A 12,955-nucleotide genomic window follows, 5' to 3' on the forward strand; every position below is an offset into this window, starting at 1 on the left:
TAGTTAAATTAAAATAGTAATTTTATATGTAGTAAAGATTATTTATATTTTGTGAGGTGTGAGGAAAATGGATTTTGGATATGAAATAACAATTCCAATGGAGGAAGAAGCTGAGTATATCGGAAATATGTTGCTGGAATTTAATCTTCAATTAAAGCCGCTTTCACAGGAAAACCATTTATCAGTATTAATAGATGCATAAAAGATGAAAACGGAGAGATTATTGGCGGAATCTTGGCATGTTTAGCATTATGGCACATTCTCAGTATTGACACATTATGGGTAAAAAAAGAATTTCGTAACCAGGGAGTTGCGAAACAATTATTGAGCCTTGTGGAAACTGAGGCGAGAAATATGGGTTGCCATATTGTATATCTGAGTACATATGACTTCCAGGCGAAAGATTTTTATTTGAAAAATGGATATGAAATTTTCGGCGTATTAGAAGATTGCCCCAAAGAGCACAAGCTTTATCATTTATCCAAGAGATTATAATAGCAACATGTAATATCACGATTATGACACAACATTCTTATTTAACGTAACAACTGAGAAGACGAACCATTTACTAAAACACTGTATTATTCAAATTTGAGTTTTACAGTGTTTTTACATCGTAATTCAAATATAAGACGAATTAAAATTGAAATATGTTCTTTGAAAATTGAATAATGTGGTATTTATAAAATATGTTATAATTGATTTGCAATAGTAAAATAATTTTAAGTAAAAATTATTTTTATAAGACATATAGATAAATAAGAATTTGTCAGTGAGCTATTTTCGGTTAAGAATAATTGTATTATAATACAAGCTAGATAAATTATGAATTTGAGGTGAAATGCTATGGACAAATATACAAAAGAAGAATTGATAGAAGCACTNNAAATCATTAATAACAGATGAAATTAGTAAAAGAGGTTAATTCCCAGTTTTTCGGTGAGATTATGAGTATAACTCTAAGCTAGACAAATTTCAATTTAAAAAATAAGTATAAAATAATATATTAAAATACCGCAGTATTTATAAGTGAATTTGCGGTATTTTTTATGTCGTGATTTGATTAAAAGGCGAATTAAAATGAAAATATGTTCTTTGAAAATTAAATAATACGGTATTTACAATATATGTTATAATTAATTTGTAATAGTAAGATGTTGTGCACGAGTAACAAATGTGATGGTAGGAGGGACAAATAAAATGCGAAGTAAAAATTATTTGTATAAGATATATAGATAAATAGGAATTTATGAATTAGTTAATTATTTAGAGTGAAGAGTGAATATTTTATTTTACGAACTAATTAGTTTAAATAAATGTTAACTAATTTAAAAGCAAATTGAGAAGGAGATTTTATGATAGAATTAACAAAACAAGAAATGACTTCTATTATTCCGCTAATCAAGGAATGCAGAGATAGAGATGTTGAACTACGGGCTTTAGTTGAAGGAAAGATGGAGGGAGTAGCTTGGGTAGATAATAAAGAAAATCCATCAACTGCAATAGTTTTAGTTGCAGACTTTTGTTTTTTACTAGGTATCAATGAGAAGAAAGAAGAAGAAAGTTATATAAAGCATATTCTTGAACAATATAAGGGTAAACTGATTGTTAATTATGATAAGTATTGGGATATATTTATAGAAAAGCATTTTGCAACTAATCATAAGAAAAGTATTAGATATGCAATAAAAAAAGAAACAGATGTTTTTGACGGAGAAAAACTTAAGAGGTTTATTAAGAATATTGAACAAGAATTTCAGATTGAGAAAATAGATGCAACTAATTATAACAAGGTATTAGAAGATGATTTTATGGCAGATTGTTGCTCAAATTTCTCATCCCTAGATGATTTTGAGGACAATGGAATTGGATATATAATTATTCATGAAGATGAAATAATTTCAGGAGCATCTTCATACAGTTATTGTAATGGTATTATTGACATCACCATTGGAACCAAAAGAAAATATAGAAAAAGGGGACTAGCATTAGCCTGTGCGTCAAAGGTTATATTGGAGTGTTTAGATAAAAATATATATCCTAAGTGGGATGCCTCCAATGTAGAGTCTGTGGCACTTGCTGAGAAATTAGGGTATCATTTTGATAAGGAATATTATGTATATTCAATTAGTTAAAGATATCTGATTGATTATAAATATAGTATAGTTTGTAATCTAAGTATTGAACGACCTAGATAAATTCCAATTTGTAATGAACTTAAAAAGTAAATATAAAATAATATATTAAGATACCGCAGTATTCATAAGGGGATTTGCAGTATTTTTGCGTCGTAATACAAATATATTATGAAGGATACTTGACCAGCGTGGTTATCGCCTTTTAAGAAATAGAAGATTATAGGTAAAATATGAGTACAAAAGTGCTAAAATGAAAGGAATGTGAGCATTATAAATATACTTCTGTAATGGTAGAGAGCAGTGGAAGTATTAAGACTTCATAACTAAAAAATAAACATATTTGTAAGTTTAACAAAGGAAAATATTTGGAGATTTTTTCAAGTGAGTTAAGAACAAGTCCTCAATATTGTCCTAAAAGAACAGGAACGAGTTAGTTTGCAAATTGATTATTTTATTAAGTAACTGCTGAAATTTAAGATACAAAAAATGCTCTTTAAAAATTGGATAATGCGGTGTTAGAAATGACTATATAAGATCATATAAATATGATATAATCACCATTAGTTAAGGCAAAATGGTAAGATGTTGTGAATTAATATATTTGCATTAACATCCATTAAATTTTATTGACTTAATTAAGAATTCCCTAAGACAGTTTAAGGAGGATATATAATATGATTGATATAGAAATTTTAAATAATATTGATGAGGAAGATATGGATAATATATTAGATGTCTGGGAATCATCGGTAAGAGCAACACATACTTTTTTAAATGAAGAAGATATAATATCAATAAAACCCCAAGTTAAAGAAGGCGCTTATTATGTTAGCAAACTTGTGTGTATAAGAGATAATGAAGGTACTATACAAGCATTTATGGGTGTGCATGATGGTAAGATTGAAATGTTATTTGTAAGTGATGAATGTAGAGGTAAGGGCATAGGAAAAAGGCTTATAGAATACGCAATAAATAGTTTAAATATAAAATATGTAGATGTAAATGAGCAGAATATACAAGGTGTAGGATTCTATAAACATATAGGATTTGATATATTTAAAAGGTCAGAACTTGATGCACAAGGAAATCCGTTTCCTATACTTCATATGAAATTAAAGTAAATATATTTAACTAATAATTTTCTTATTTAGAGTCATAACTGAAAAAACGAATAATTTACTAAAATACCGCATTATTCAACGTGAATATACGGTATTTTTTATGTTGTAATTTGATTAAAGAATATAACAAATACATAGATATTAGATATAAAAATAATGTTCTTTGAAAATTGAATAACACAGCATTTATGAATAATCATATTGTACCATGTTATACAAATATAAATACAATTCTATTGAATTTATGTTAAAATTAACCTATGACTGGTTTGAAGATGTAAAAAATATGCACTATATAAAATGGAGGAAAAAGAATGGAGTGCAAGATACAAAATATATCTATAAATTATGAAATAATAGGAGATGGGAAACCAATTGTTATGCTGCATGGTTATTCTCTAGATCACAGACTAATGACTGGATGTATGAACCTATATTTAGCACTAAAGATAGTTATAAAAGGATATATATTGACTTACCAGGCATGGGCAAATCAGAGAGTGCAGGGTGGATTACTAGTTCTGATATTATGCTTGAAATTATAATTGATTTTATTAAAAAGATCATTCCAAATGAAAATTTTTTACTTGTAGATGAGTCATATGGTGGCTATATATCAAGAGGAATAATCTACAAAATGGCAGATAAGGTAGAGGGTGTTTTGTTAATTTGTCCGCTTATAATAGCAGATAATAAAAAACGAAATGTTCCCGAACATGTTGTGTTAGTGAAAGATAATATGTTATTGTCTAAACTGACACTAGAAGCTGCTAAGGAATTTAGTTCTATGTCAGTGATTCAAAGTAACACAATCTACGAAAGATATAAAAAAGAAATGATATCTGGTGCTAAAATAGCAGATATTAGATTTTTAGAAAGTCTTAAAGAAAATGGCTATGAATTCTCATTTGATGTAGATAAGATAAATAAAAAATTTGATAAACCTGCTCTTATACTGTTAGGTAAACAAGATTCCTGTGTAGGATATAAGGATGCATGGAATATCTTAGAGAATTTTCCGAGAGCAATTTTTGCTGTACTGGATGAAGCAGGACATAATTTACAGATAGAAAAAGAAGAGCTATTCAATTCCCTAATTAATGAATGGATTATAAGAGTTAATAGAACATAATATTCTTATTTAACGCAATAAATATAAAAATCAAATAGCTATTTAAAAGACTGTATTATTCAAAGTTGAATTTATGATATTTTTATGCCTTATTTTAAAGTATTTTATGACTTTATATTAATTTTAATAAGCAAATTATAATACTATTATAATTAGTTATATGCTGGGATTAAAAATATTTATCTTTTTGGAGGTTAAAATGCGTACAGAACAAGAAATGTTTAATTTAATATTAGATATTGCAAAGAATGATAAAAGGATTCGTGCAGTTATTATGAACGGATCCAGAACAAATCCAAATGCTATAAAAGATATTTTTCAGGACTATGATATCGTATATGTTGTTGAGGAAACAAAATCATTTCGTGATCAGAAAAATTGGATTGACCAATTTGGTGAACGATTATATATGCAGTATCCTGAAGAAAGTTCTTACTATCCAAATGATATAGAGAATTGTTATGGATGGCTTATTCAATTTACTGATGGAAATCGTCTGGACTTGCATGTGTCTACATTATCATATGTGTTAAAAGAAATTAAAGAGGACAGGCTTTGTAGAATATTACTTGATAAAGATAAATGTTTACCTAAGATGCCAAAAGAAACTGATGAAGATTATTGGGTAAAGAAACCAACAGAGTGCCAATTTTTTGATACCTGTAATGAATATTGGTGGAGCTTAAATAATGTTGCAAAGGGATTATGGCGAGAAGAAATACCATATGTAATGGATATGATAAATTATTGTGTTCGTCCTCAATTAATATGTTTATTAGAATGGAAAATAGGATTCAAAACAAATTTTACCGTTAGTGTTGGAAAATCAGGAAAGTATATGTATAGGTGGTTGGAAAACAAAGAGTGGAATACATTTTTGAAAACATATCCTTCTGGAAATATAAAAGATATCTGGAAATCAGTTTTTATTATGTGTGACTTATTTAATGATATTGCCAATGAAGTATCATATAACATGAGCATTATATATAACGAAATTGAAGCGAATAATAGTTTAAAGTTTTTAAAGGATGTTTACTTATTGCCAAAAGATGCAAAGGAAATATATTAGTTAATATTTAAGGGTAAATCTAAGTTTTGTTTGTACAAAACTTAGATAATTAATAATCTTGGGATATTACGAAGATAAATATAAAAATAAAATTAATTAAAATACCGTATTATTCAAACTTGAATTTTACGGTATTTTTATGTGGTGATTTGATTATAGGATGAATTAATTAATAGAAATGTTCTTTGAAAGTTTATAATGAAATATTAGGGTAATATGTTATAATTTTCTTATAATAGGTAAACAAGGTAAAGGTAAACTTGAATTTTAACGAAGATAATTTATATTTTCTTAGGATAGGAGAGTGACATTATGAGCGATAAAAAAGTTGTTGTTATTTACAAATCTAATACAGGATTTACACGAAAATATTCAGAGTGGATTAGTGATACTTTGGGTTGTACCGCAATATCATTAAGTGAGGCTAACTCTTTGAAATTAAACCAGTATGATATCATTATTTTTGGCGGTGGTATGCACGCCAGTAAAATAAATGGTATAAAATTTATTAAAGACAACCTTTCTGCATTTAAAAATAAACAAGTTATTATCTTTGCAACAGGGGGAACAGCACCTATTCCTGAAGAAATAGAGAAATTCAGGAAAAATAATATTCCAGAAAATGAAAGTATACCATTTTTCTATTTTCAAAGTGGTATAAACTATGAAAAAATGAAAGGTGCAGATAAAATGCTGATGAACATATTTAAATTTATATTAAAAATGTCAAAAAGCAAGTCTGACATAGAACGAGGAACTGAAGAGGCAATCCAAAATTCTTATGATTATTCGAGCCGCGAGCAGATTGAGCCATTGCTGAAATATGTGAAATCTCTATAATAATTGATCTGGTTAACATTTTGTGCGTTTTTTTTAGAATAGTATGTACAAGTAAAAATAAATACAAGATTAAAATATCGCATTATTCAGAGATGAATTTGCGATATTTTTTATGCCGTAATACAAATATTTTATGAGGCAAAGAAGAAAAAATACAAAGTGAATAAGATAAAATAATTAAAGGATAAGTATAGAGTAAAAAAATGGGAATGTAACAGTATAAAATAAGGATGAATAACAATAACAACTAAATTAGAAAATAATGATTTAACAGCTACTTATGAAGTAAGTAAATAATTAAAGGTATCTAGGAAATTAGGTGCTTTTTAATTCACTTTTTTATAGCACTTAGAATAATCTAGGTGTTATTTTTATGTATAGAGTTAAAAAGTAGGTGAGAGGTATGAAGCTAACTAAAAAAGAAAAAATTATTATGGCTTAGAAGATACCAATGTAAACATAAATTATATTTAACTATAGGTTATTATTGTAGGGTACTACATAATTATATTAATCAATAAAACAATACCTGGCTTAGATGCTATGATTCTAGAAAGGTTTAAGGGGTAGAGTACAAGGGATAGTTTAAAATAGTAAATGGAAATGTTAGACAGAAGTAGTTTGGTATTATATATTGTTAAGAAGTACCAATATTTAAGGGTTTGAATACAATAATCATATAATTACTAAAAAGGAAGAGATTAATATAATGGGTGGTTTTTACTATAAATTATGGGATAATTATCGGGGAACTTATCGAATTAGTCCTGAAGAAGCTATCCAAATTGCTTTAGAATATATTCCTTATGAATTAGTAGAAGTTGGATTAGGCACTGAGAACGATATATTAATTTATAAAGTTAGTATAAGAACTCCTATTGGAATGTATGAAGTAAAAGTAGATACTAGGACAGGAAAGGTACTTGGAATCAGTGAGAAGTCTGAGTAAAGTAAAAAGGTCTTAAGCAATTGATAGAAAAATATGTAACTATACAAGATGGTCAATATTTAAAGATACATGATGATTCAATTAAAGTAGAAATTAAAATAAAGAGGATTATTAGTATTTATATCTAGTAATCCTCTTTTATTTTCCTACACTAAAAAAGCGTAGAACCTAATATTTTTCAAATATTGATAATTTAATTTCCATAATTTCAAATAGCTATATATTCATCAATTCTCCTACAATATATTTAATCATATAAAGAAAAGTAAATAATTAAGTTAATATTTTAAACTTGTAATTAACAATTTTTGGCTTATTATGTTATAATTAATTAAGTTAAAAGTAGCTGATGATAACTATATTATTATCATTAGATTTAAATATATTAATTGATAGGAGAATGATATTATGAATAATGAAGAGCAAAAAAAAGAAAAAGAAACTCCAAGTTTAGTGCTAGAAAAACTATTGCAATCTAGATCAATTGTAATTTCTGGAGAGATTAATCAAGCTTTAGCAGAAAAGGTAACTACACAACTTTTAATCCTACAAGAAATGGGAGATGAACCAATAAAATTATTTATCAACAGCCAAGGTGGTCATGTTGAAGCTGGTGATACAATTCACGATATGATTAAGTTTATTAAACCACGTGTTATTGTAATTGGTACTGGTTGGGTTGCAAGTGCTGCTATCACAATTTATCTTGCAGCTGAAAAACAAGATCGTTATTCTTTAGCAAATACAAGATATCTGATACATCAACCATTAGGAGGTTTCAGTGGTCAAGCTACAGATATTGGTATTGAAGCAGAAGAGATATTGAGAGTACGTAAGAGGATTAATAGCATAATCAGTGAAGCTACTGGTCAATCATTAGAAAAAGTAGAGAAAGACACAGATAGAAATTATTGGTTAAATTCTTATGAAGCAGTTGATTATGGAATAGTAAATCAAGTTATTTCAAAATACGATGAGCTAACGAATCTATAATTTATTAGTATATTAATCTATATAATATAAAACAACAAGTCTTATAAATAAGGCTTGTTGTTTTTGCCTTTATTAGTATTTATGAGTATAAGCATACTCATAAATATCTTAAATTCTCCATAAACAGTATTCAAATTTAAAAGGGAGGCAAAAGCCTCCCTCATTTTATTATTAAGTCAAAGGACTTTCAATAAGCGTTGTGAAAATAAATGGATGATTATGACCATCATCTACTGTAGTAACACCTCTTACTAAGTGAACATGTTTACCATTACCAACATCAATAGCTAGTCCTGTAATTACACCTATTTCATGATGGTGATTTAAGAAAAAGTCAGTATTCACTAAGATAGCGTGAACATGAGAGTTACCCATAGGAATAACTTGGCTTGTAACACCAGCAAATCTATGATTATGCCTATCTTCTCCTTGTTCAGCTAATTGAGTGCTTCCTAAGAATTCATGAACGTGAGTTTGACAATCATCAGTATTTTCATTACAATTACAACTTTTAAATCTTAAGCCTTCATCTGACATGACGGTACCTCCTTATATGCTGTTTAGTAAATAAAATTTTCACATTGTTAAATTATTTAGAAAGGTGTGAGAGATGTGGCAAAGAAAGCAAATCCATAGATGTCTATCTTTCAATTGTTAAGCTAATTTAGCACTTTCTAAGAGTTTAAGGATTACTAATATACATTGTTATAGTAATAATATTTATACCTTAAGAGTTCATCTAACGAACACACTTTCTTATATATATAAATATTCACAAAATAAAATTTTGATACTATGTGAATGTTTAGAAAGTTGTAAAAAAAGTGTATGGAGAGCACATAAAAGATTCTATAAATAATACATTTTCCTTTGATAGGCTTTAAGCCTATCTTTTTTTATATATTTGAAAGCTAGTTTATAAAATATATTTTTATTAAATTTATAACAACATAATATCCATTTTTTCATTTAATATAGTTTACATAATGAAAGGAGGGATATTATGTCAGAAAAACAGGAAATAATACAAAAGATTGAAGAACTGAGAAACTTAATGCATTTGTTAATGAACCAAAGTGAGACATTGACCAACAGTGAATTAGTAGAAATTAGCCAAGAATTAGACAAACTACTAAACCAGTACAATAGACTTTTGATGAGTGAGTAGATCTATACATTGCTCAATTACTAGAAATTAGGTAAGGTACTTGATTAAGATAATATTCTTAATCAAGTACCTTATTCAATTAGATTAGGACAATGTGTATAGATGACCGGTTCTAAAATTAATATATATGTGAAAATAATTGTACTTTTTAGTATTATAATTAGAACTGTTGAATTCATAATTCGCAATGCAAAATTCATAATTGTGGGTATTTCTTAGTAGAAGCTGAGAAATTTAAAATTGATTATTTTTAAAGTTACGAAGTAACTTCCTATGAAAAACTAGCAACTGTAGTATCTCCATAGTATTAGCTAAATTTATTAATGTTGTTCCAAACTATACTGCACCTCAGGGGAACCTTAAAGGGCTTCCCTACTATTACCCAGAGGTGAAAAAGCTAGCAATTGTATTGGTAGTAAAAAATCTATTAAAGAAATTAGTTTTAATTAAAAATAATTTCAACTTTAATTGTGAATTGAAATACTTAAGGGTGTAGTTATATTTAGCTACACATTAATTTTTAACGTAGTTTATCTGTATGGATACAACGTGAAAGCTTAGAATATAATCTGAAAGATAAATTTTCTATAAAAATAGTTTAACTCTTTGAAAATTGAGAATTAATAGTTAAGAATACGAATTGAGGATAAAATTAACTAAGGGTGAATTTATTTGTATGGCTTATCTTTTATAATTTAATTTATAGCGAGTTAATTCTATAAAAATAGGTTTTCAATATGAATGTTTAATATTCATATTGAAAACCTATAGAATTTTAAATATTTAATATAATTTTCAATCAATTCTATCATTGATTATTTTGAGCATATTTAATACTAAATTACTGGAGTTATTAGCTGATATTTTCTCAAAATTATCATAGCTAATATGTGCATCACAATCAGCATTATCAGAAATACTTCTAATCACAATAAAAGGAATTTTATTAATATAGGCTACATGTCCAATTGCAGAACCTTCCATTTCAACGCAATGAGGAGAATAATTTTTTATAATTTTACTTTTTAACTCATTATCTGATATAAAAGCTTCACCAGTTACAATTCTTCCAACATGATAATTGAATTCTTTTATCTTCATATTTTTATAAGCTTGTATAGCAATTTCTACTAATAAGTTGCTTGTTTCAAAATGCTCAACGAAAGGAAACCATCCTTTCATCTGCTCCTTACGAACATCATGATAAGTAAGATTGTTGGAGATTACTATATCACATATTTTTACTTCATTATTTAAGCTTCCTGCTATACCAGTGTTAATTATAGTAGTAACTCCAAATCTATCAATTAGTATTTGAGTACAAGCTGCTGCATTAACTTTCCCAATACTGCAAGAAGTTAACACCAAATTTACATCTTTAAAAACTCCAATATAAAATTTAAAACCAGCATAAATTTCTTCCTTTAATATGGTTATGCTATTTTTGATAAGTTCAATTTCTAAATCCATTGCTCCAATTATACCTATAGTTTGCAAAGATCATCCCCCCTTAACATTACATAATAATTAACAGTTATGATATATTTTATATATGAGTATATCATAATTTTAGATATATAAAATGTTAAAATTAATATATTAAACTAAATAAAATGAAGATTTTAAGTATATAGGGGGGAAAGGATATGTATAACATTCTTTTAATTGAAGATGATTGCAATTTATCTAAAGAGATAAAGTTAGCTCTTAGTAAATGGCAGTTTAATGTTGAGGTTTTAAAGGATTTTGAAAATATAATTGAAGAATTTATATCGATTAATCCTCATTTAGTTATTATGGATATAAATTTACCTTATTTTGATGGATTTTATTGGTGTAAAAAAATTAGAGAAATATCTAAAGTCCCAATGATTTTTCTTTCTTCTAGGGATTCTAATATGGATATAATTATGGCAATTAACAATGGGGGAGATGATTATATAACTAAGCCCTTTCAAATAGATATTTTGATAGCAAAATTAAATGCTTTTTTAAGAAGGGTCTATTCCTATGGAGATGAGAAGGGACATTTTATAAGTTATAAGAATGTTATGTTAGATATAGAGAAAGGAATTTTAATATATAAAGATGAAAAACTAGAGCTTACCAAAAATGAGCTTAAAATATTAGTTGTATTAATGAAAAATCAAAGAAAAATAATATCAAGAGATAAGCTTATGATGAGTCTTTGGGAGAATGATGAATTTATAAATGACAATGCTCTAACTGTAAATATCAATAGGCTTAGAACAAAGATTAGGGAAATAGGTATTGAGGAATTTATAAAAACTAAGAAAGGCTTAGGATATATAATAGAATGAATATCTATAAATACTTAAAAGAAAATAAACTTTTTATCTATTGCCAAATAGTAATACTTATAACTTTAAATTTATTTATATATAGTAATACAAGTGTAAATAAGGTTTTAATAGATATTTTATATATAAATTTTTTAGTAATTTCAATATTTCTCATTTACATATTTATTTCCTATAAAAAATGGAATACAAGATATAAAGAATTTAAAAAGCTAGTAATGGAATCTAGTGATATAGGGTGTTTAGATATAAAGGGAGAATCAACTCAAGATGAAATTATAAGAGATATTCTAATTTTAAAGGATAGAATAAAATATGATGAAATTAAAAGTTTAAAGGAAAACATAGATGAAATTAATGAATATATTTCAAAATGGATTCATGAAATAAAAATTCCTATTTCTGTTTGTAATCTTATAACAGATAGATTAGAAGATATAGAGGCTTCAAGAAATATAAAAAATCAAATGGATAGAATTAATTTTTTAGTAAATCAAGTATTATATAGTACTAGAGCAAATAGCTATTCAGAAGATTTGTTAATACAGGAACTTTCTTTAGAAAAGATTGTACGAGAAGGGGTTAAAAAGAATTCGTATTCTTTTATAACTAATAAAATTGATTTAGAACTTAATAATTTAGATTACAATGTTCTTACAGATAAGAAATGGATTCTTTATATACTAGATCAAATAATTAATAATGCTATTAAATATTCTAGGGAAAATGGAAAAGTTGAGATTTATAGTAATGAAGATGAAAAAATCATTAACCTTCATATTAGAGATAATGGTATAGGAATATTACAAGAAGATATAGAGAGGGTTTTCAATAAAGGATATACAGGTACTAATGGAAGAGCAAAAACCTACAAATCTACAGGTATGGGATTATATTTTTCTAAGAAGATGGCAGATAAACAGGTCATAAAATGAAAGTAGTATCAAAAGAAAATGAATTTACTGAATTCATCATAAGTTTTTATAAAATATCAGATTATTTTAATATTACAAAAATGTAACTTTAAGTGCTATAAAGTAATCTAAAGAGAGGGAAAATGTTTTTCTGTTAGATTAAACTTAAAGTACAGAATAGATAAACTATGCAAAATGTAGAATTATTATTGAAATCAATTTTTATAAATTAATTTCTTCAAATGGACTTTTCAATGAAAGTGATTGTGTTACTTCAAAAAAATCACTTCAAAACTTCTCTTATAAA

The 12,955-nt window shown here is 26.6% G+C and carries 13 protein-coding genes and 1 pseudogene; 12 read left to right on the forward strand and 2 right to left on the reverse strand.

Features of this window, described 5'->3' with window-relative positions; translation table 11 throughout:
* The first annotated feature begins 67 nt into the window (after window positions 1-67).
* From B3603_RS06610 to B3603_RS06650, 9 genes and pseudogenes are all read left to right on the forward strand, one after another.
* Window positions 68-202: a hypothetical protein gene (locus tag B3603_RS06610; RefSeq protein WP_291562239.1), complete on the forward strand. Its 135-nt coding sequence runs from the start codon at window positions 68-70 to the stop codon at window positions 200-202.
* Window positions 199-495, forward strand: a complete 297-nt coding sequence (locus tag B3603_RS06615) for a GNAT family N-acetyltransferase (protein ID WP_414632367.1) — start codon at window positions 199-201, stop codon at window positions 493-495. Before B3603_RS06610 ends, B3603_RS06615 begins: the two co-directional genes overlap by 4 nt.
* An 860-nt stretch (window positions 496-1,355) precedes the next feature.
* Window positions 1,356-2,135, forward strand: a complete 780-nt coding sequence (locus tag B3603_RS06620; protein WP_291562245.1) for a GNAT family N-acetyltransferase — start codon at window positions 1,356-1,358, stop codon at window positions 2,133-2,135.
* Window positions 2,136-2,812: 677 nt separating this feature from the next.
* Window positions 2,813-3,259 (forward strand): GNAT family N-acetyltransferase, encoded by a 447-nt coding sequence (locus B3603_RS06625; protein ID WP_291562248.1) that lies wholly within the window; start codon window positions 2,813-2,815, stop codon window positions 3,257-3,259.
* 314 nt (window positions 3,260-3,573) lie between these two features.
* Window positions 3,574-4,391 (forward strand): annotated as a pseudogene (locus B3603_RS06630) (alpha/beta fold hydrolase).
* A 199-nt stretch (window positions 4,392-4,590) separates the two neighbouring features.
* Complete coding sequence (locus tag B3603_RS06635) at window positions 4,591-5,463, forward strand: aminoglycoside 6-adenylyltransferase (protein WP_291562251.1); 873 nt, start codon at window positions 4,591-4,593, stop codon at window positions 5,461-5,463.
* A 312-nt stretch (window positions 5,464-5,775) separates the two neighbouring features.
* Window positions 5,776-6,303, forward strand: coding sequence for a flavodoxin domain-containing protein (locus tag B3603_RS06640; protein WP_291562254.1), 528 nt, complete (start codon window positions 5,776-5,778; stop codon window positions 6,301-6,303).
* 709 nt (window positions 6,304-7,012) lie between these two features.
* Window positions 7,013-7,252 (forward strand): PepSY domain-containing protein, encoded by a 240-nt coding sequence (locus tag B3603_RS06645; protein ID WP_291562257.1) that lies wholly within the window; start codon window positions 7,013-7,015, stop codon window positions 7,250-7,252.
* A gap of 408 nt (window positions 7,253-7,660) precedes the next feature.
* Window positions 7,661-8,245 carry an ATP-dependent Clp protease proteolytic subunit gene (locus tag B3603_RS06650; RefSeq protein ID WP_291562260.1) on the forward strand — a complete coding sequence of 195 codons (585 nt, stop codon included), beginning with the start codon at window positions 7,661-7,663 and terminating at the stop codon, window positions 8,243-8,245.
* Between the two features lie 171 nt (window positions 8,246-8,416).
* Here the strand turns inward: B3603_RS06650 and B3603_RS06655 are convergent, their stop codons facing one another.
* Window positions 8,417-8,782 carry a YmaF family protein gene (locus tag B3603_RS06655; RefSeq protein WP_291562263.1) on the reverse strand — a complete coding sequence of 122 codons (366 nt, stop codon included), beginning with the start codon at window positions 8,780-8,782 and terminating at the stop codon, window positions 8,417-8,419.
* A 466-nt stretch (window positions 8,783-9,248) separates the two neighbouring features.
* Between B3603_RS06655 and B3603_RS06660 the strand changes: the two genes are divergently transcribed.
* Window positions 9,249-9,413, forward strand: a complete 165-nt coding sequence (locus B3603_RS06660; RefSeq protein WP_039629872.1) for an aspartyl-phosphate phosphatase Spo0E family protein — start codon at window positions 9,249-9,251, stop codon at window positions 9,411-9,413.
* A gap of 795 nt (window positions 9,414-10,208) precedes the next feature.
* Here the strand turns inward: B3603_RS06660 and B3603_RS06665 are convergent.
* Window positions 10,209-10,910, reverse strand: coding sequence for a 5'-methylthioadenosine/adenosylhomocysteine nucleosidase (locus tag B3603_RS06665; protein WP_291562269.1), 702 nt, complete (start codon window positions 10,908-10,910; stop codon window positions 10,209-10,211).
* A gap of 149 nt (window positions 10,911-11,059) precedes the next feature.
* Here B3603_RS06665 and B3603_RS06670 point away from each other — a divergent pair, with 149 nt between their 5' ends.
* Both B3603_RS06670 and B3603_RS06675 read left to right on the forward strand, forming a co-directional pair.
* Window positions 11,060-11,734 carry a response regulator transcription factor gene (locus tag B3603_RS06670; RefSeq protein ID WP_291562272.1) on the forward strand — a complete coding sequence of 225 codons (675 nt, stop codon included), beginning with the start codon at window positions 11,060-11,062 and terminating at the stop codon, window positions 11,732-11,734.
* Between the two features lie 218 nt (window positions 11,735-11,952).
* Window positions 11,953-12,669, forward strand: a complete 717-nt coding sequence (locus B3603_RS06675) for a sensor histidine kinase (protein ID WP_291562275.1) — start codon at window positions 11,953-11,955, stop codon at window positions 12,667-12,669.
* The last annotated feature ends 286 nt before the right edge of the window (window positions 12,670-12,955 follow it).

Origin of the sequence: Clostridium sp. UBA2485, from assembly GCF_002341865.1 — a bacterium.
Classification (GTDB): Bacteria; Bacillota; Clostridia; order Clostridiales; family Clostridiaceae; genus Clostridium_J.